General features: G+C 60.9%; 16 protein-coding genes. 9 read left to right on the forward strand and 7 right to left on the reverse strand.

Annotated features, from left to right (window positions below; genetic code table 11):
• Positions 1-43: 43 nt before the first annotated feature.
• Together N687_RS0117185 and tkt are read left to right on the forward strand one after the other, a co-directional pair.
• On the forward strand, positions 44-1,192 hold the full coding sequence (locus N687_RS0117185) for an MFS transporter (protein ID WP_029423035.1): 1,149 nt from the start codon (positions 44-46) through the stop codon (positions 1,190-1,192).
• 51 nt (positions 1,193-1,243) lie between these two features.
• Positions 1,244-3,268: a transketolase gene (tkt, locus tag N687_RS0117190; RefSeq protein WP_051663642.1), complete on the forward strand. Its 2,025-nt coding sequence runs from the start codon at positions 1,244-1,246 to the stop codon at positions 3,266-3,268.
• Positions 3,269-3,320: 52 nt separating this feature from the next.
• Here the strand turns inward: tkt and N687_RS22505 are convergent, their stop codons facing one another.
• Positions 3,321-4,319, reverse strand: coding sequence for a PucR family transcriptional regulator (locus N687_RS22505; protein WP_051663390.1), 999 nt, complete (start codon positions 4,317-4,319; stop codon positions 3,321-3,323).
• A 305-nt stretch (positions 4,320-4,624) separates the two neighbouring features.
• Between N687_RS22505 and fdhA the strand changes: the two genes are divergently transcribed.
• Positions 4,625-5,878: a formaldehyde dehydrogenase, glutathione-independent gene (gene fdhA, locus N687_RS0117200; protein ID WP_051663391.1), complete on the forward strand. Its 1,254-nt coding sequence runs from the start codon at positions 4,625-4,627 to the stop codon at positions 5,876-5,878.
• Between the two features lie 21 nt (positions 5,879-5,899).
• Positions 5,900-6,685 carry an MIP/aquaporin family protein gene (locus N687_RS0117205; protein WP_081841521.1) on the forward strand — a complete coding sequence of 262 codons (786 nt, stop codon included), beginning with the start codon at positions 5,900-5,902 and terminating at the stop codon, positions 6,683-6,685.
• A 47-nt stretch (positions 6,686-6,732) separates the two neighbouring features.
• On the opposite strand, the gene N687_RS0117210 is transcribed toward N687_RS0117205, so the two are convergent.
• The 5 genes from N687_RS0117210 to N687_RS0117230 form a co-directional block, all read right to left on the reverse strand.
• Entirely contained in the window at positions 6,733-9,870 is a 3,138-nt protein-coding gene (locus tag N687_RS0117210) for an MMPL family transporter (RefSeq protein ID WP_051663392.1), read from the reverse strand.
• A 116-nt stretch (positions 9,871-9,986) separates the two neighbouring features.
• Entirely contained in the window at positions 9,987-10,454 is a 468-nt protein-coding gene (locus N687_RS22510; RefSeq protein ID WP_051663393.1) for a MarR family winged helix-turn-helix transcriptional regulator, read from the reverse strand.
• A 526-nt stretch (positions 10,455-10,980) separates the two neighbouring features.
• Complete coding sequence (locus N687_RS0117220) at positions 10,981-11,394, reverse strand: hypothetical protein (protein WP_029423042.1); 414 nt, start codon at positions 11,392-11,394, stop codon at positions 10,981-10,983.
• Positions 11,395-11,699: 305 nt separating this feature from the next.
• Complete coding sequence (locus N687_RS0117225) at positions 11,700-12,416, reverse strand: LrgB family protein (protein ID WP_156040199.1); 717 nt, start codon at positions 12,414-12,416, stop codon at positions 11,700-11,702.
• Positions 12,413-12,853, reverse strand: coding sequence for a CidA/LrgA family protein (locus N687_RS0117230; RefSeq protein WP_231493523.1), 441 nt, complete (start codon positions 12,851-12,853; stop codon positions 12,413-12,415). The genes N687_RS0117225 and N687_RS0117230 overlap by 4 nt, the downstream gene beginning before the upstream one ends.
• Positions 12,854-12,974: 121 nt before the next feature.
• Here N687_RS0117230 and N687_RS0117235 point away from each other — a divergent pair, with 121 nt between their 5' ends.
• Positions 12,975-13,934: a LysR substrate-binding domain-containing protein gene (locus N687_RS0117235; RefSeq protein WP_081841522.1), complete on the forward strand. Its 960-nt coding sequence runs from the start codon at positions 12,975-12,977 to the stop codon at positions 13,932-13,934.
• Between the two features lie 106 nt (positions 13,935-14,040).
• On the opposite strand, the gene N687_RS0117240 is transcribed toward N687_RS0117235, so the two are convergent.
• Positions 14,041-14,928 carry a LysR family transcriptional regulator gene (locus tag N687_RS0117240; RefSeq protein WP_029423046.1) on the reverse strand — a complete coding sequence of 296 codons (888 nt, stop codon included), beginning with the start codon at positions 14,926-14,928 and terminating at the stop codon, positions 14,041-14,043.
• 405 nt (positions 14,929-15,333) lie between these two features.
• On the opposite strand from N687_RS0117240, the gene N687_RS0117245 reads away from it, so the two are divergent.
• The 4 genes from N687_RS0117245 to N687_RS0117260 are packed head-to-tail and all read left to right on the forward strand — an operon-like array spanning position 15,334 to position 19,642.
• Entirely contained in the window at positions 15,334-16,026 is a 693-nt protein-coding gene (locus tag N687_RS0117245; protein ID WP_029423047.1) for a helix-turn-helix transcriptional regulator, read from the forward strand.
• Positions 16,027-16,085: 59 nt separating this feature from the next.
• Positions 16,086-17,012: an alpha/beta hydrolase gene (locus tag N687_RS23435; RefSeq protein WP_081841523.1), complete on the forward strand. Its 927-nt coding sequence runs from the start codon at positions 16,086-16,088 to the stop codon at positions 17,010-17,012.
• Between the two features lie 59 nt (positions 17,013-17,071).
• Positions 17,072-18,661, forward strand: coding sequence for an ABC transporter substrate-binding protein (locus tag N687_RS0117255; protein ID WP_029423049.1), 1,590 nt, complete (start codon positions 17,072-17,074; stop codon positions 18,659-18,661).
• A 39-nt stretch (positions 18,662-18,700) separates the two neighbouring features.
• Complete coding sequence (locus tag N687_RS0117260; RefSeq protein WP_029423050.1) at positions 18,701-19,642, forward strand: ABC transporter permease; 942 nt, start codon at positions 18,701-18,703, stop codon at positions 19,640-19,642.
• Positions 19,643-19,660: the final 18 nt, after the last annotated feature.

Here is a 19,660-nt window from a genome sequence, read left to right on the forward strand (position 1 = left end):
CTGGCGCGTGTGTACGGGCCTGCGGTCGTGTAGAATGGAACGTATGAATCGGCAGATGTGGTGGACAAGCGCGTTGTTCTGCAACGAATTCATCCGGGCCGCCCTGTACTACGTGTGGGTGCCCATCGTCCTGCCGCACCGGGTAGACATGCCCATCTGGTGGGTGGGACTGTGTACGAGCGGCCAGTTCGCCGCCGACGCCGCGACCAAGTTGGCGTACGGGGTAGGTGCCGCTCGCGGCTACGCCCGTTGGATGGTGGGCGGCGGGATCCTCATGGCCATCGCAGCGGTGGCGGTGCTCCTGTCGACCCACAGCACCTGGGTCGCGCTGGCGTGCTCCATCCTCTACGGGTGCGGGGCGGCGTCCGTGTGGCCCGCGGCGTTGACTCATTTCGGCCAGCGGATCGAGGGCGCGAAGGCGGAATCCCTGGCCAAGGCGTTCATCCCGTGGATGTCGGGCACGGGCCTTGGCATGTTTGTGCCGAATTTGCTGCTGCACATCCGGTACGGGACGCTGACCGTGCTCGGCCTGATGGCCGCCATCCTCGTCGTCAGTGCCTGCGCCATCCGCCCGGAGAACCGCAGCGGCACGCCGTCTCTCCGGCGCGAGGTCTTACTCGCCCGGGTGCTCGGGCGAAAGCTGCGGCCGTTCCTGCTGCCGATGGTGCTGCAGACCGTGGTCATCGGCACCATCACCCCGTTTCTCGCCCTGTTTGGCGTGCGATCCCTCCATCTGCACACCTGGGCGTACGCCCTCTTTCTCATCGCCATCGGGGCCATCACCGTGGTGCTGCTGATCCCGCTCGGGCGGGTGTCCGATCGGATGGGGAAGCTTCCGGTGTTGTCGATCGCGTTTTTCGCCTCGGCGGCCGGCGTCGCCGTCTTATCCTTGTGTCGATCGTGGGATCGGGCACTGGTGCCGGCGGCGGTGTTCGCCGCTGGATTCGGGGCCGTTTTCCCGACATGGAACGCCCTGTTTATGGACGCCGTGCCGCACTGGCTGCACACGCGCGCCGTTGGGCTGTTCACCGCCGTGGAGGACTCGGGTACCGCGCTCGGGCCGTTTATCGGGGGGCTCGCGTGGCAGGGGATGGGGGCGTCCGGGCCGTTCCTCGTCGCCGCCGCAGTGATGATGTTGTTGTCGCTGTACTTTTTCGCCTGGTGGCGGCATGACGTTCGCCGACGAAGCTGAGCACGGCACGCGGTGGCCGGGGTGTTTTTCATTGCCGCCGCCTCGCGTGCTATGATACAACAAGGAAAAGCGTGCCAAGGAGTGGTCCACGTGCCTTTCAACGAGATCGATCAACGCGCGGTCAACGCCATCCGCGCTTTGTCCATTGACGCGGTCGAAGCGGCCAACTCAGGCCATCCGGGATTGCCCATGGGGGCGGCGCCGATGGCATACGTGCTGTGGTCCCGGTTTTTGCGGTTCAACCCGAAGAACCCGAAGTGGATCAACCGGGATCGCTTCGTCCTGTCGGCGGGCCACGGATCGATGCTGTTGTACAGCCTGCTGCACCTGACCGGCTACGACGTCTCGCTGGAGGACATCCGGAATTTCCGGCAGTGGGGATCAAAGACGCCGGGTCATCCGGAGTACGGACACACCCCGGGGGTCGACGCGACGACGGGGCCGCTGGGCCAGGGCATCGCGATGGCGGTCGGGATGGCGATGGCGGAGCGGTTTTTGGCGGCCACCTTCAACCGGCCGGGCCATACCCTGATGGACCACTATACATACGTCCTGTGCGGCGACGGTGACTTAATGGAAGGCATCTCGTACGAGGCGGCTTCGCTGGCCGGGCACCTCGGCTTGAACAAACTGATAGTGCTCTACGATTCGAATGACATCTCGCTCGACGGCCCGACGTCGTGGTCGTTCACGGAGGACGTGGGGGGCCGGTTCCGGGCGCTCGGCTGGGACGTGCTGCGGGTGGACGATGGCAACGATCTCGCCGCCATCGAGCAGGCCATCTCACAAGCGCGCCAGTCGGCCGACAAACCCACGCTGATTGAGGTGAAGACGGTCATCGGGTTCGGCGCGCCGACAAAGCAGGGTACCAGCGCGGCCCATGGGGCGCCGCTCGGCCCGGAGGAAGCGGCCCAAGCGAAGGCGGCCTACGGCTGGACGCACGATCCATTCGTCGTCCCGGACGACATCCGCGCCCACTTTGCGGCCATCGGGGCGCGCGGGGCGGAACTGGAGTCCGCCTGGGACCAGGCGGTGGAGGCGTATGGCCAGGCGTATCCGGAAGAGGCGCAGAAGTTTGTCGATGCCTTGCACGATCGCGTGCGGATCGACTGGGACAAGGTCCTGCCCGCTTTCGAAGGCGCGGTGGCGACGCGCGACGCGTTCGGCAAGGTGGTCAACGCCATCGCGCCGCATGTGCCCACGCTGATTGGGGGTTCGGCGGACCTGTCGGGATCGAACAAGACCATTTTGAAGGACGAGCCGCACTTCGCGCGCGAATCGTACCACGGCCGCAACTTCTTCTACGGGGTGCGAGAGCACGCGATGGGCGCGGTGCTCAACGGCATGACGCTCCACGGCGGGGTGATGCCGTACGCAGGAACGTTCCTCGTCTTCTCCGACTACCTGCGCCCGGCGCTGCGCCTGGCGGCGCTGATGAAGCAGCCGGTGATCCACATCTTCACCCACGACAGCGTGGCGGTGGGCGAGGACGGGCCGACGCACGAGCCGATTGAGCAGCTGGCGTCGCTGCGCGCGATCCCGGGCTTCAAGGTGTTCCGCCCGGCGGATGCGACAGAGACGGGGCTCGCGTTCCGGTACGCGCTGGAGCACCGGGACGGGCCGGTGGCCCTCGCCCTGACGCGCCAGAAGGTGCCGGTGCTGCAGGAGGTCAAGGAGCGCGCGGCGCTGTTTCCCCGCGGCGGTTACGTCCTGTTCCAGGAAGGAGGCGGTGATCGCCTGATTTTGATGGCCAGCGGGTCGGAGGTCCAGTTGGCTCTGGGCGCCGCGCGGCGCCTGGCGGCCGAGGGCGTTGCGGTGCGGGTGGTCAACATGACCTGCATGGAGCTGTTCGACGCCCAGGACGAGGCGTACAAGGAGAGCGTCCTGCCGAGCGCGGTCACCCGTCGGCTGGCCATCGAGATGGCGCACCCGATGCCGTGGTACAAGTACGTCGGCCGGGAGGGGCGGATCCTCGGGATCGATCACTTCGGCGCCTCGGCTCCGGGCGATGTGGTGGTGGAGAAGTTCGGCTTTACGCTGGACAATGTGCTGGCAGTGGCCCGGGCGATGGTGTGAGCGCAGAACCCCGTTCCGCCATCCACTGCACCGGGGGCCCGACAGCCATGCGTCATGGTTTGCCGCCGGGCGCCACGTCGGTTTTGCCGAGCGCGTGAAGCAATTCATGGGCTTGGAGCGCGGTCCAGATGGACGTGATCTGTTGCAGATCGCGCAGGGAGAGTCCGAGCAGCTGTTCGATGTGCCGGATGCGGTAAAGCAGCGTGTTGCGGTGCATGTAGAGGACGCGGCTGGCCTGGGAGGCGTTCTGGTCACAGCTGAGGTAGACCCACAAGGTATCCAGCAGGTGCCGGTGATCCGGCTCAAGCAGCGGCCCGAGCGTACCCTGGACCAGCCGCAACAGGTCCGCCTCCGGGAGGTTGGCGAGCATGTGGAGCATCGGGGGGCTCAGCCGGCTGGAGATGAGCCCGTCCTGGCCAAATCGCTCGGCATAACGGAGGACCACTTCCTCCTCCCGCAGGGTGGGGCCAAGGTCGTGTTCGTCGCGCGCCCACGATACGTACGTCCGGACAGGGAGGCGTGCAGACAGCGTACGTTCCGCGTAGGCATACCACGCGTCCAGCCAGTCATTGGCCAGATGCTGGCCGGTCACGCCATCCACGAGAACCTTTTGCACCTTTTCCCCGCGGCGTTCGGCTTCCGTCGCAGCCCACTCCGAGAGTTCCGTCAAGATCAGCGCGAGCCGCAGGGAATAGAGGGACCACGTGGTCTCGTCCATCACCCGGTGAAGTGGCGCTGAAGACCGAATCGTCCCGTATACCGTGTTTTGATCGGTGATCTCGTAACGATGCCAGTGGTCCTCGGGGATCTCCACGTCGCCGTTTGCCACAATCCTCCGGACCAACACCCCGTGCGCGTCCTCGAGCGTGAAAGAGTGATCGGGTGCCATTCGATGAAGCTCAGACAGATGGCGATCCAGTTGTTGCAGCAGCCATCGCCCACGCCGAGCGGCGTGCAGTGATTCTGCGGTGAAATGGTTGGCAGCCGGGTCAATCTGTTGCGCATCGGTGCGGGCGAAGTGAATATGCCCCCTGCGGTTCCTCGGTTTCAACCGAAATCACCTCCGCGTCAGCGTGGAGCTCGGTCACGCGGCGATGGGAACCGGTCTGGAACCGTGCCTCAACTTGTGCGGGTGCACAAATCCGGTAGTTCAATCTGACAAATCAGAAGATTCCTCATTGAAGCCTCCGGTTCGGCCGCCGTATGCTCATCCATGTAAACCCTTACATCCTCCTTTTACTTTACCACACCGTGACAAGATGTGAACCCGGGGGGTGAGCGGCTGATCAGACGCGTCCAAATTCTGCGGTCTGCGAGGGACCTTTGAGCTGGGAAAACCGTGAGGAGGGATGAAAGATGCCGGGAAATCGCGCGGTCGTGTACAAAGGGCCGGGCCGAGTGGCGGTCGAGACCATCGATTATCCGGAGCTGGTGCTGAAGGACGGGCCGGGCGTCAATCCGCTGAACGTCGGGCGCAAGTGTGAGCACGGCGTGATTCTCAGGGTCGTATCGACGAACATCTGCGGCAGCGATCAACACATGGTCCGCGGGCGGACCACCGCGCCCGAAGGTCTGGTGCTCGGTCACGAGATCACGGGCGAGGTGATTGAGGTCGGCCGCGATGTGGAGTTCATCAAAAAGGGAGACCTCGTTTCCGTTCCCTTCAACATCGCCTGCGGGCGGTGCCGGAACTGCAAGGAAGGCAACACGCACATCTGCCTGAATGTCAATCCCGATCGTCCCGGTTCCGCCTATGGATACGTGGATATGGGGGGCTGGGTCGGCGGTCAGGCGGAGTACGTGATGGTGCCATACGCCGACTTTCAATTGCTGAAGTTCCCGGACAAGGACCAGGCGATGGAGAAGATCCTCGACCTCACCATGCTGTCGGACATCTTCCCGACCGGGTATCACGGGGCGTACAGCGCCGGGGTGACCACCGGATCGACGGTGTACGTCGCAGGCGCCGGTCCGGTCGGCCTGGCGGCAGCACACGCGGCGCAACTGCTGGGCGCGTCCGTGGTCATCGTGGGCGACCTGAACCCGGCGCGCTTGGAGCAGGCCCGGAGTTTCGGCTGCGAGACCATCGATCTCAGCCAACACGACGACGTGGGCGAGATGATTGAACAGATCCTCGGCGTGCCGGAAGTGGATTGCGCCGTCGACTGCGTGGGCTTCGAGGCGCACGGTCACGGCCGCAACCACCAGGAGGAACCCGCGACGGTGCTCAACACCATCATGCAGGTCACTCGGGCCGGCGGACGCTTGGGGATTCCAGGACTGTACGTGACGGGCGATCCCGGCGCCAAGGACGAGGAGGCGAAGATCGGGTCCCTGCGCATCCGCATCGGACTCGGCTGGGCCAAGGCCCACTCCTTCGTCACGGGTCAGACGCCGGTCATGCGCTACCACCGCCAGCTCATGAACATGATCCTGAGCGGAAGGGCGCAGATCGCGAAGGCGGTCAATGCGACCGTGATCGACCTGGACGACGCCCCGCGCGGTTATGCAGATTTCGATCGCGGCGTGGCGAGAAAGTTCGTCCTCGACCCCCACGGTTTGGTGCGCAAACACCATCCGGAGCGCTTCCTGGCCTTCAGCCAGATGTGACTCGGCGGGGGCGGTGACAGGATGGACACGTCGCCTTCCCTGTTGAAGCGCGGTGTGGCGGAGCTGATTGGAACCGCGATGCTCGTCTGGATCGGGGCGGGCACCGCGGCGTTCAACGGTGTGTTGTCGAACAGCGCCCACCACGCCGTGACCCTGGCCGACGTGGGTGTGGTCAGCCTGGCGTTCGGGATTGTGGTACTGGCGATGATCGCGGCGTTTGGCCATATCTCCGGCTGCCACATCAACCCGGCGGTGACGGTCGGGCTGGCCGTGACAGGCCGTTTTCCCTGGCGAGAGGTCCCTGCCTACGTGCTGGCACAGGCCGTGGGGGCCGTGGTGGGGGCGCTGGGAATTGTGCTCGTCCTCGGTTCGGCCGGGACATCGGTCGGCAACGCTGGGGCCACCGTCCTGGCCCCCGGGACGGGCGTGGTGCGGGGGACCCTCATCGAGGCGGCCAACGCCTGCGTCCTGATGATGGTCATCATGGGGGCGGCCGTGGATGGCCGATCCGCCAGCCGCTTCGCCGGGTTGCCCATCGGTCTGACGGTGGCCGGCATCATCATGGCGACGGCGGGGCCGACCGGATCGTCCTTCAACCCGGCCAGGACGTTCGGTCCCTATCTGGTCGACAGTCTGTTCGGAGGGCACGTGTCGTGGGCCCAATTCCCGGTGTACCTGATCGGGCCCGTCGCCGGTGCCGCCATCGCCGCGTGGGTCTACGACTGGGTGGCTGGACTGCGCGTGCCCGCCGTCAGGCAGCCGGTCGGGGAACGAGGGATCGATCACGTTGGAGAACCCTTGGGCTGATGCCCTGGCATGCGGCACCTCCGCGTTTATAATAACCGGCAGCCAGGTCACACCTGGCTGCCGGGGCCTTGCAGGGACGGGCGAACGGGTGCGCGGTCCTTTGCACCTGTCCCCGCCCCCTCTTCCTCGTCTTCGTCTTCTTCCTCGTGCCAGCGCACGAACGGCCACGGATGGGCCGGTCCCACCAGGGCGATGGCCGCCGGCATGAAGAACGCGAGCAGCACGAACACATAGAGGAACAGACCGACCACGACCGACAGGCCGATCTCCACCATGGTCGCCATGCCGGTGACCATCATGGAGCCGAAGGTGCCGGCCATGATCACGGCGGCGGAGAAGACCACGCCGCCCATCTTGCGCATCGCCGTGCGCATGGCGCGCATCGGCATGGGGCCGCGCGGGGCGAGGCGGGAGCGGTCCGCGGCGCCGCCGCGTAAGCCTGCGGTCCAGCCCGCCCAGTACTCCTCGTCGAAGCGGGACATGAGGAAGATGCTGTAGTCCACGCCGAGCGCCACCAAGAGCAGGAACGCGAAGAACGGCACCGTCCAGCTGACGCCGTCCTGGCCGAGCACGCGCACCGCGAACTGCTGCACCACGCCCATGGTGACGAAGTACGTCGCCGCCAGGGAGACGAGGATGAGCAGCGGGGTCAGCACGGAACGGAGCATCGCCACCAGCAGGACGAAGATGGCGCCAAACACCAAGGTCATCGTCCAGGAGAAGTCCTGGCTGGACAGGGTGTTCATCGCGGCCTGGAACGCGGTCGTGCCGCCCACGTACACCTCTCCCGTGTGCACCGGGCTCGTCGCCAGGGCGGCCGACGCGGCCTGACGAAGCTGATTCACGGTCACGATGGCCTCGGGCGAATACGGGTTGTGGTTGAGCAGCACCCGGAACTTCGCCACGTGCCCGTCCGGTGAGACGAAGGCGTCGAGGGCTTGGCGCAATTGGGCGTTGTGATCGATCTCGCTCTGCGGCACGTAGAATCCGGGCGACGGCGCGGCGCTGGACTGCGACAAGAACGATTGCGCCTGCCCGACGCCGGACTGAAGTTTCTGCGCCGCGCCGGCCGCCTGGCTGAGTCCGGTGGCCAGATCACCGCTTTTCTGCGTGAATTGCTCGATCCCGCTGGCCAGCCGCCCGCCTCCGGATGCCACCTGGCTCGCGCCGCCGGCCAGTTGGTGGGCGCCCTGGGCGAGCTGGGTAGCGGAACCGGCCACCTGATTCATGCCGTCGACGAGGCCCGGCATGGAGACGGCCAGTTGTTTGGCCCCCGACGCCAGTTGCTGGCTCGAGGCCGCCACCTGCTGGGTGCCCTGCGCAATCTGTTGGGCCAGTTGCTCAATCTGCTGCCAGTTCGGGTTTTCCGCCTGGTCCGGATGGGCAGCCGTCCACTGAGCGATCGCATTGGCCAGCGCGGACGCGGCCGTCGACACCTGCCCCGCCGCGCCGCTCAACTGCTGGGTGCTCTTGGAAAGCTGCGCCGCCGCTTGGCTGGCCTGTGCGGTCCCGGCCGCGACCTGTTTCGCGCCGCCCGCCAGGCGGTCGGCGCCCGACGCCAGCTGACTTGCGCCCCCGGCCGTCTGTTGGGCGCCCTCGGCGAGGCTCGCGGCGCCCGTCTGCAGCTCATTCAATGCGCCCTGGGCCTGGCTGCCCTGCTTCGCCGCGCTGCCGAGCTGGCCAGCCATCTGGCCGAGGCCATCCTTCACCTGGCCGAGCCCGTTTGCGGCCTGCTGGTTCTGGTGGCTGAGTTCAAAATCCGTGACCACCTTCCCGAGCGGCTGCGTGGCGCTGTCCACCTCCGAGACGCCGTGGACGGAAGCCAATTGGCGCGAGATGCGATCGATGGTGGCAAGCCCGTCGCTGGTGCGCAGGTTCGCGCCCGTTTTCAGGACCACGGTGGTCGGCATCGCTTCGCCCGTGCCGAAGGCGTCCGACACCACGTGGAAGCCCTGCACGGAAGGAGCGTCCGGGATGTCGGCCATCATGTCGAACGAGCGGGACGGCCCGAAGGCGAGCGCCACGGGAGTGAGCACCACTGCCAACATCAGCGTGACCAGCCAGGGCCGGCGGGTGGACACGCGGCTGGTCCAGCCCCACAGCCTGGAAGGCCGGTGCTCCATGCCCGGCTTGGGCACCACCGGCCAGTACAGATTGCGGCCGAAGAGGGCCATCAGGGCCGGGATGAGGGTGAGGCAGGTCAGGAGCGTGATCGCCACGCCGACGGCCACCCCCACGCCGGAGCGGTAGAGGCCGAAGTTGGCGAAGTACAGGGCCGCAAACGAGACGAGCACGGTCAGCGAGCTGAAGACGACCGTCTTACCAACTCCGCGCAGGGCGCCGGCCAAGGCCTCGGCCCGGGTATGGGTCTTGGTCAGCTCTTCGCGGAAGCGGTTGAGCAAAATCACCGTATAGTCGGTACCGGCGCCGAACAGCACGGCGATCATGAAGGTCTGCGTGAAGGTCGACACCGGAAACCCGCGCTGGGCGAGCCACGCCACGACGCTCGAGGAGACCAGGTACGACAGGCCGATGGCCAGCAAGGTCAACAGCGGCGCCAACACGGCCCGGAAGACCGCAAGCAGGATGACGAGCACCAGGCCGACGGTGACGACGGCGGTCTTGTCGGCCGCGGCTTGCATCAGGGTGATGGCGTCCTTCTGCACCGGTGTGTCGCCGGTCAGGTACACCTGGGTCCCGGCGGGCGGGTGGGCGACCGCGTCGCGCAGGTGCTGCAGGTCCTCCGGCAGGCCCGGGTCCTCGATGTTCTCGGTCAGGCCCACCACGGCGATCTCGGTGGTCTTGTCGCTGCTGATGAACGAGCTCGCCGTGTCCTTGGGAGCGTTTTTTGCGGTCTGGACGTAGGACACGTGGTAGGACGCCTTGTCGCCATCGACGCGCGCGAGGCCGTCCTCCAGATAGGCGCGGTCGGCGGAGGTCAGGCCGCCGGCGCGATGGACGGCGACGATGACCGTGCTCTTCGCGTGATGATCCGGATCGACCTCGTCCGCCAAACGGCTCGCGACCATGCTCGGGTCCGAGTCAGGCAGATAGGTGGTGCTCTTGTGGGCCACGACGTCTGGCAGCTTGGGCAGGCCCACGAGTACCGCTGCGACCATGGCCGCCCACAGGACGATGATGAGCCACTTCCATCGCGTCACGAAACGCGCGTACCACTCCGCCATGCAGGCCACTCCTCCTCTTGGGGTTGTCTGGATTTGTTTCAACATGAAGATATTTGACCGAGTCAAACCGCTCCGCCGCAACCCTGCGCCCGCGGGGGCGCTTTCCGGCCCATCCGTCACCTCGGTTGGGCGCTCTGCAGGCCGTCGAGGACGCGGATGGTGTTGCCCATGATCTCGAGCGCCGTGCGGGCGCGCTCCTCGCCGACCTCTCGGATCACGGCCGCCCATCGCTCGGTGCTGTGCTTGGACAGGGTGTCGGCGAGGGCTTCGCCGGCCTCCGTCAGCGAGAACCAGACCACGCGGCCGTCTTTCTCGTCCGGCCGGCGGTGCAGGAGCCCGCGCTGGATGAGGCGCTTGGTCACGCTCGTCACCGGGCCGGAGGTGACGCCGAGCAGATCGGCGATGGTCGAGGCGGTGCACGGTCCGTGGTGGCGCAGGTGGTGCAACAGGAACGCCTGCGTCAGCGTCACGTCGGGCACCGGGAAGTCTTTGATGAAGTGCACCAGTTTGACCGCGAGCACCGGCAGGACCCGGTCCACCTGTTCGGCCAGGGCCCAAATGCGGGAGGTTGCGTTTTCGTTCATCAGTCGTTGATGCTCCTTCCGTGTACCACGACCTCGTCGAGAAGTATAGCAATAGATATTTTCAATGTAAAGATATTATGGTGTCGGCGAGCGCGCGTGGTGCAAGGGGAACTGGGACAGATCCGAATCTCTAACAAGGATATGTGCCGCTTGGCAACGGATTGGATCGGTTGATCTATCCAGTGGCGGACGAGGAGGAAAACACGTTCATAGCTGCCGTCACGGGGCCTGTTGCGATGTCCGATCAATCAGACCATGGAATTGAGCTTTTACGATGTTCAGTCAAAGCTCGCTTTTCTCGATTTCATGGAAGTCTGGGCACCAGGATGTAGCCGGATTGCTGTACAAAGTCATCGGCTTTAGAGTGTTGGGCCGACATAGCACGAAATGCCGGTCTGAAATCGGAGGCGGGCTTGGCACAGTGGGGCCAAAACGGGGGTAGTAGTACGAAAATCTGGCTTTCGGCCCCTCTCAAGGGAGCTCGTCAGGGTAGGCGGTGACTGCCGTGGCCGCGATGAACATAAACTCAATGCAGTTTAACGTCGTCACCCTTGAAGGTTCCATCCGTGTTACTAATTGCCCATACCTTGGACCCGTCCGCGAGTATGGAAAATTCCAGGTCACCGGACTGAACTTCCCCCTGTTTAAAGTCCCCGCTCAATTTCACCAGATACATGAGTTTCTGGTCAGGGTCTGTCACTGTTTGATGGATCCATACTACTTTGGGGTCAGGGTCACCAAAACGCTTGGCCACTTCAATAATCGCTTGTTGTTCACTGGTGGGAAGAGACGACCAATCTACCGAAGTGACCCCATCAGAGACCGCTGCACTGGTATTCGAGTTGTTCTGAGATTGACCGCAGCCAACCAGTAAGAACGGGAGCATACACACGGTTACAAGAATCTTTGTCATCGACTCAATCTCCTTGTACGTCTCCATCTTTATTTCCTCACGATTCTCGTGATCTCTACCCCGTCTTCCCTCCCCACAGTTCTTAGACGAACGACAACGGCATTTCGATACAAGAAGGGGACTCATATGACGCGCAAAAGGTGGCCGGAAAACGAACCATGTGCATCGTCACTTCGATGGGACCCATGGTTTATTATTCGGTCTATGTTTGTCTGGTCTGCACAGATCGCGGGGTCTTTATCTGCCTTGACGTGACCGTCAGGTCCAGCACCCCTTCCTGAGGCACTCCCCAGCCGGAGCGCATTCCCGGCATCGCCTCGACTCCGAGAGGCTCAGCCCATGACATGCAGCAGCAGGGGAATGACCACGACGCCTGCCAGGGCCGCGACCACCATGGACAGGCTCGAGATGGTACCCTCCTGCGGCCCCATCTCGAACGCGCGTGCGGTACCGATCCCGTGCGCGCCCATGCCCATGAGCGTACCGCGGCCAATCGGGGTTCGCAGGCGCAGAACGCGCACCAGCCAGGGGCCTACGAGGACGCCGAGGATGCCCGTGCAGAGGACGAACACGGCGGCCAGCACCGGATTGCCGCCCATCGTCTGCGCGATCGCCATCGCCACCGGTGTCGTGATGGAACGCGGGGCCAAGCTCCGGGCTAAGGATGCCGGGAGGCCCGCGACGTGGGCGAGCGCGACGGACGACACCACGGCAAGGATGCTCCCGAACGTCAACCCGGCTGCGATGGCGGGGGCATGCCGCACGAGCACCTGACGGTGCCGGTACAGCGGCACGGCGAACGCGACCGTCGCGGGCTGCAACAAACCACTCAACCATTGACCGCCCGCCATGTACGTGGCGTAGGGGACGCGGAGCACTACGAGCAGTCCGATCATGACCAGCACACTGGTCAACATCGGCGACAACAGGATGTAGGGCCAGCGCCGGTAAATGCGGCGGCAGAAGACATAGACGGCAACCGTGGCCGCGATGCTCAGCACGATTTCGGCGGACCAACTTCCCCACAACGTGTGCACGATTCCGCTCATCCCGTCCGCCTCCCGGTTCTCGCTCCGGTGGATCCGACCGCAGCGCGGGCGTTGTGGAGACCGTATCGCCTACGACTGAGCAGGTCTGCCGTCAGGCCGGTGGCGGTCATGACGAGGACCGTACTGGTGAGGATGACGAGCACCAGGCGCCACCCGTCCTGAAGGAACAGGGACGGATACTGGATAATCCCGACCGCGGACGGGATGAAAAACAGAAGCAGTTGTGCGAGAAGCCAGTCCGCCCCCGCCTCAATCCAGGAGAGCTTCACGACACCAAACAGCAGCAGAAAAAACAGCACGGCGCAGCCGAGAATGCTGCCGGGAATGGGCAGGTGCACCTGCTGCACAATCCGGTTGCACACCGCGGCCAGCCCCCACAGGAGTCCCGTCTGCACGATGACTTGCACGGCCCGTTGCATGGTGTGAACGAAGCGCAACACGTGCGCCTCCTTCCGAAGGAACTTCTGTTTACGAATGTACTCGGGTGGCATGGATACGTCCAATATATAATGTGGATGGAATCGATTCGTCCTGCGAATGGAACATGGGGGTGGAGACGTGGAGCTGAGGCACCTGGTGTATTTCGTTACGGTGGCGGAGGAGCGCCACTTCGGGCGGGCCGCGCAGCGGCTGCAGATGACCCAGCCCCCGTTGAGCCAGCAGATCCGGCAGTTGGAGGAGGAACTCGGGGTCACCCTGTTGTTGCGCAGCGCGCGGCGGGTGGAGCTGACACCAGCGGGGGAGGTGTTTTTGACCGAGGCGCGCAAAGCGTTGGAGCAGGTGGAGCGGGCAGAGGACGCGGCCAAGCGGGCCGGTCGGGGCGAGTTGGGGCGGCTTCGGGTGGGATTCGTCGGATCGGCCACGTACGACGTGCTGCCTGCCGTCCTGCGCGAGTTCCGGGCACAGAGGCCGGGTGTGGACGTGGTGCTGCAGGAGTTGTCGACACCGCAGCAAGAAGAGGCGTTGTTGGCCGGCGGGATCGACGTGGGGTTCGTGCGGCCGCCGTTGACCTCAGGGCAGCTCGAGGTAGCCGTTGTGCACACGTCGCCGTGCGTGATCGCGATGCCGGCCCGTCACCCGCTGGCGGCGGCAGATGGGCTCACGCTCACGGATCTGGCGGGCGTGCCGTTTGTCATGCTGGCGCGCACCACGTGGGCGGGCTTGTACGACACGGTGCTCGGGCTGTGCCGCGCCAACGGCTTCAGCCCGCGCATCCAGCAGGAGGCGCGGGAGTTTCAGACGGTCATCGGCCTGGTCGCGGGCGGGCTGGGGGTAGCGGTCGTCCCGGCATCGGCGCGAAATCTGCACAGCCGGGATGTGGTGTACAAAGAGATCCCAGGGATGCCGACGGCGGAGATGGGTGTGGCATGGCGTAAAGGCGACGTGTCACCGGTGCTGACTTCGTTCTTGGCGGTGGCTCGCTCGGTGCCGACGGGGATGGCCGCCGAACTGGATGCGGGCGATGGCGGCAAGGCGGCGAAGGTCACCGGCTCCGCCGCCCGAGAATCACGCGGCTGAGCACACGATCGAGGGTGCGTGTCGGGATCGTAGCGTTGAGCACAGGCACGAGCTTCGCCTCCATCGGGACCGCGTAACGGGGTAGAGGCTTCGGAGCCCGTATTGCTCATGGTGATTTCTCCTTCAACTCTTCGTAATACTGCCGGACGATCTCCACAAAGCGGCGAGTTAACGGCCGCTCGGAGAGCGCGGCGGGATACGCCAGCAGGGTGGGTCGCGTCCATTCGGGTCCGCCGAGTGGAACGGCGGCGTAGCCTTTGAATTTGGCGTCGTGCAGGGTACGCCGCGGCAACAGGGAGATGCCGAGGCCGTGGCTGACCATCGCTTTGACGCCGTCGATGCTGTCGAGCTCCATACGTACCTGTGGGTACACGCCGGCTTTGGCCAGCAACTTTTCGACGCGTTGGCGAAAGGGTGCACGCGATCGACCAAAGGCGATGTACGGCTCGCCGGCGATGGCATGGATGCCGGGGAACTCGTGCGTGAAGTAATGGTTGGCCGGGACGACGAGATCAATCGGGTCGGGTAAGAATTCAATCTGATGCACGAGCGGGTGGTAGATGGGTTCGCCGAGGAAGCAGAAATCCACCTGCCCTGCGACCAGGGCCTCCATCATGTCGTGGTACAGGCCCATGCGCACTTTGACATGGACTTTCATCTGGCGCACCACCCGCGACAGGCACGCCGGGACATCCACGGAGACAAACGCGCGCCCGGAGAGAACGCGTATCACCGGCGTCTGTTCCTCGTCGGGATGCATCATCTGCCGTTCCAGGGCGACCATGCGCTCCGCGAGAGGGACAAGCCGCTGCCCCTCCGGCGTGAGCTGAACGCCCGTAGGGGTGCGGTGAAACAATGGGTAGCCGAGCGCACGTTCCAGCCGTTGCAGGTGATGGGTCACCGTCGACTGCGACATGAACAGTTGTTCAGCGGTGCGCGAGATGGACCCCAGACGAGCGATGGTGAGAAACAGGGTGACGTCTTTGGTGTCCACGATCCGTTGCTGAGCCTCCCTGGCGGCCTGACCAAGGCGTCACGATGCGGCTGGGTTCCGGGATGTCCGGGTTGTCCAGGCGCCTGGGCAGACCTGCCCTCAGTTTGGCAATGTCGGCTGAATTATATCACTGAAGGTGGGCTGTGCGATGGGGGCTCCGTTGGTGGTTGCCAGTACGTCGGCGCATGCCTGTCCTTGCCAAGTTGATCCGGGGGTTGGAAGGAATAGATTGGTCTCCCTAGGCTCCACTGACTTTGCCACGATGAGTTCCTCTCTGTATAGGTCGTCTAACAAAGGTTGAGTACCCTGTAGAGCAGCAAAAATTTTTTGTGTTGACAACATAATTAATTTATTTATTATTGATCGTGTGAATCGGAATAGTCTCACACTTCGAGGAGGAGCGACTTGGAGAATATCCAGCAGGAACTTTCCTTTTTGTCCTCCCTAGTAAAAGGAATAGCTAATCAGTTTGGTAAAAATTGCGAGGTCGTACTGCTTGATTTGTCTAACTTTGAAGAACGGGGCAGTGTGATTGTAGCCATTGAAAACGGACATGTTACAGGACGAAAAGTGGGGGACTCTGGCACAAATCTCGGTCTCGAGGTGCTGCGTGGCACAGACAAGGAAGGTGACAAGTACAACTACATTACGCAGACCAAGTCGGGGCGCATTCTACGATCAACCACGATATATATACGGAACTCAAAGGGAGTACCAATAGGTTGCCTGTGCATCAATTTGGATATTACAGACTTGTTGATGGCAGAAAGTACGATACACGCATTCACGCAGTTCGATGACAGTAAAAAGGACGTTCGCGAGATTTTTGTTAACGACGTCAGTGAGTTGATGGATTCACTGATTCAAGATGCACAGCATCTGGTTGGTAAACCGGTAGCCATGATGTCGAAGGAAGACAAGGTGAAAGCCATCAAGTACCTAGACCAAAAGGGTTTATTTCTCATTAAGAAATCCGGGGACCGAGTATGCACATATTTCGATATCTCTAAGTACACCTTGTATAGTTATTTGGAAGAAGCTAGAGAGGAGGAACGAAACAAGAAGGCAGAGAGAGACAATCACTTCGGACAACAGTAACATTAATCCGCAATTTGATCAGCAATCGAAATGAGTTTTGATAAAGAAGGTGTTGTCCTATGGGATTGCATCCTTCAGCAAAGCAGTATCTAGATGCTATCGCGCTACGACCTCAGAATTCACTGACGCTCGAGAATTTGAATGCCGACCGTGAGCTCTTTGTGGCTAGTATGGTACCTCCCATCCACGAACGTCCCGTCATTCACGAGATAGAGGATCGCACGGTTCCGGGGCCTGCTGGAGAACTTCCGATTCGTATCTACTCCCCCGCGGGACATGGTCCATTTCCTGTATTAATTTTCTTTCATGGTGGAGGTTGGGTGAGAGGCAGTATCGAAACGACCGATGTTGTTTGTCGGAGGATTGCACAGATGGGACACAAAGTCGTATCGGTTGAATACCGACTGGCACCTGAAAATCCATTTCCTGCAGCCGTGGAAGATTGCTATGCTGCCACTCTGTGGGTAGCGGATCACGTTCGAGAGATATCGGGTGACCCCTATCGAATTGCGGTCGGAGGTGAAAGCGCAGGGGGGAACTTGGCGGCGGTAGTGTCCATCATCGCGCGTGATTGCGGTGGGCCTACTCTATCCAAACAGGTTTTGATTTACCCCGTAACAGATTGTTGGGGAATAGGACAAACCTCTTACAACTCCATTCACGAAAATGCAAGTGGTTATGGACTAACCAAAGATAGAATGCACACCTATTGGAAGTTCTATGTTCCAGATGGCATTGATCAGTTCCATCCTTATGTGGCTCCAATGCGTGAGGAAAATCTGCGGGGCTTGCCTGAAACACTTATCTTGACTGCAGAACATGACGTGTTGCGGGACGAAGGAGAGGCGTACGGGGCACGATTGCAAGCAGCGGGGGTTCCAGTGACAATCAAACGCTTCGAAGGTATGATTCATGGCTTTCTCTCCCTCTATGAATCCCCCGCAATGCATGATGCCTATCGCTTGATCGGTGAATTCCTACACTAAACTAAGCAACAGTGCATAATACGCATAAATTAAGAATTTTAAATTTTGGGGGGATTCATGTGAAAGTGATCCGAGTAGGAGCGTCAATTTTTGTGATTCTAGCAGGATTGTATGCCACCGGATGTGGTAGTTCCACAGCCACTACCCCAAATGGTACACAGAATTCGTCGAACGCCGGTGAAGGTAAAGTTTTGACCGTTGCTACACTTGGTGACCCACCGACATTGGATCCACAATCAACTACTGCAAACATTACCGCGGATGACATGCAAGGAGTATTCCAGTACTTATTCTCCTTTGGGAAAGACTACAAACTCGTCCCGATGCTGGCGTCCAAGTATGAGGTAACTCCGGATGGTAAGCTTTACACTATCACGCTTCGGCAGAACGTTTTGTTCCATAATAATCAGGAAATGACCTCGGCGGATGTCGTTGCGTCGCTCGAACGTTGGTTAAAGGTGTCGCCGATTGGAAAAGCGGATGATAAGAACTATGGGTTAAAAATTACTGCTGATGGAAAATACACCGTTAAAATTCAATTGAACAAACCGTATGCGGAACTTCCAGTTGATTTAGGATGGTGGTATGGCGGACCTGCCATTTATCCAGCTTCGGTGTGCAAGGAATCTGGAACCGGACCGCTCAAATCATTCATTGGTACCGGACCTTATCAATTTGTAAAGTGGGTTCCGGGGCAGTATTTGGAGGTCAAAAAATTCCTAAAATACAGCCAAATCGACTTGCCGACCGACTGGTATGCCGGAAAGGTAACGGGAAATGTGGATGTAATCAAATACGTTCCTGTTCCCAATGTTCAAACCCGGGTCGCTGGTTTGATAAGTGGACAATATGACGTAGCAGAGTCGCTTGATGCCGCTTCGTATCAACAAATTGCAAACAACCCCAATGTGGTTCCGGAAATCGTGAAACCGTTTGGGTATCCCATCATCGTATTTAATAAGGCGCAAGGGATCATGAGCAACGTGAAAGTTCGTCAGGCGTTCCTAGCGGCGCTCAATATGAATGACTTAATGCTAGCGGGATTTGGCGATCCCAAATTTTTCGACGTAACAGCGAGTTTCTATCCCAAGCAACAACCACAGTGGTACTCCACGGCGGGAGAAGGCCAATACAACCAAAACAACCCTCAAAAGGCTCATCAGTTATTGCAAGAAGCTGGATACAAAAATCAACCGATTCGTTGGCTGGTGTCTCAACAGTATCCGTTTTTGTACAAGGCTGCGCAAGCCGCTGTGCCTGAGCTGCAGAAGGCCGGGTTTAATGTCCAGCTCGACGTGGTAGATTGGGCAACATTGACCCAGAAGCGCAATGATCCAACGGCGTTCGATGCGTTCTTTACCTACAGCTCATTCTCGCCTGAGCCACCCATTGGCGCAGCTTGGTTAAGTGCTAGCTGGCCTGGTTTTTGGAAGGACGCGACCAAGGACGAATTAGTGAATAAGTTGGCGGCGACCGTTGATGAGAACGAACGGAAGAAAATTTGGGATCAGATCCAGGCATACACGTATCAACAGGTTCCGATTATCAGTCTTGGTCAGTTCTATAACTTCGAGGCGATTTCGAAGAGAGTGCAAGGTTTCGTTCCTACGTATTCCCCGTTCTTTTACGACGTTACTCTCTCCGACTAAAGTAGTGGCAAAAATTTTGAAAGGAGGGGATACCGAACCATGGCGTCGTATATCGTTCGTCGTTTGTTGTCGGTGATTCCGGTCATGTTTATTGTAGCGACCGTGGTGTTTACACTGATTCATTTGACGCCGGGCAACCCGGCGGCCATCATTCTCGGCTCACAGGCCAGCCCAGACGATGTGCAGCGCTTAATGGAGCAAATGGGGTTGACAAAACCGCTACCTGTTCAATATCTGAATTGGATTGTCGGAATTTTGCATGGGGATCTGGGCCAGTCCATCTTCTTACGGGAATCCGTCGCTGCGGCTATCGTGCAACACTTCTTGCCTACCGCGATGTTATGCCTCGGATCGATGTTTGTAGCGACGATCGTCGGTATCCCTTCTGGGACTATCGCGGCGATAAAGAAAGGACGTTTTATAGACCAGTGCGTCATGTTTGGGTCCATGATAGGGATGTCCACCCCAGCTTTCTGGGGGGCCATCCTGCTCGTGTTATTGTTTGCTGAAACGCTTCATGTCTTACCTGCCGCTGGTTACGCAGCACCGACATTACACATTTGGAACTGGCTTCGGTTTCTCATTCTGCCCAGCTTTATTATGGGATTTGTCCAGGCAGGGCTCATTGCTCGGATGACACGGGGGGTGATGGTAGAGGTTTTGGAAAACGACTACATCCGAACGGCTAGAAGCAAAGGGCTTAAAACAGGCAAAGTCATTGTCCGGCATGCATTGAAAAATGCCATGGTTCCTATTTTAACGGTGTTGGGGAACGTACTGGTCGTGTTTCTCGCGGGCGATGCGGCCATTGAAACGATTTTTACGGTACCCGGCATTGGATACATGGTTTACAATGCGGTACTCCAGCGCGATTACCCAGTTATCTCCGGGGTTACGTTGGTCTTTGGATTCCTTTACGTGATCGTCAATCTCATAATCGACTTGTGCTACCTCATTGTGGATCCGAGGGTTCGATACTAGGTGGGATAGGGGGCTGAG

Origin of the sequence: Alicyclobacillus macrosporangiidus CPP55, from assembly GCF_000702485.1 — a bacterium.
GTDB classification, from domain to species: Bacteria; Bacillota; Bacilli; order Alicyclobacillales; family Alicyclobacillaceae; genus Alicyclobacillus_H; species Alicyclobacillus_H macrosporangiidus_B.

What these genes read in the sequence shown, in the direction of transcription:
- N687_RS0117185 (WP_029423035.1), top strand. Translation starts at nt 44, where the DNA reads ATGAATCGGCAGATGTGGTGGACAAGCGCGTTGTTCTGCAACGAATTC.
- tkt (WP_051663642.1), top strand. Translation starts at nt 1,244, where the DNA reads ATGATACAACAAGGAAAAGCGTGCCAAGGAGTGGTCCACGTGCCTTTC.
- fdhA (WP_051663391.1), top strand. Translation starts at nt 4,625, where the DNA reads ATGCCGGGAAATCGCGCGGTCGTGTACAAAGGGCCGGGCCGAGTGGCG.
- N687_RS0117205 (WP_081841521.1), top strand. Translation starts at nt 5,900, where the DNA reads ATGGACACGTCGCCTTCCCTGTTGAAGCGCGGTGTGGCGGAGCTGATT.
- N687_RS0117210 (WP_051663392.1), bottom strand. Translation starts at nt 9,870, where the DNA reads ATGGCGGAGTGGTACGCGCGTTTCGTGACGCGATGGAAGTGGCTCATC.
- N687_RS22510 (WP_051663393.1), bottom strand. Translation starts at nt 10,454, where the DNA reads ATGAACGAAAACGCAACCTCCCGCATTTGGGCCCTGGCCGAACAGGTG.
- N687_RS0117220 (WP_029423042.1), bottom strand. Translation starts at nt 11,394, where the DNA reads ATGGAGACGTACAAGGAGATTGAGTCGATGACAAAGATTCTTGTAACC.
- N687_RS0117225 (WP_156040199.1), bottom strand. Translation starts at nt 12,416, where the DNA reads ATGAGCGGAATCGTGCACACGTTGTGGGGAAGTTGGTCCGCCGAAATC.
- N687_RS23435 (WP_081841523.1), top strand. Translation starts at nt 16,086, where the DNA reads ATGGGATTGCATCCTTCAGCAAAGCAGTATCTAGATGCTATCGCGCTA.
- N687_RS0117260 (WP_029423050.1), top strand. Translation starts at nt 18,701, where the DNA reads ATGGCGTCGTATATCGTTCGTCGTTTGTTGTCGGTGATTCCGGTCATG.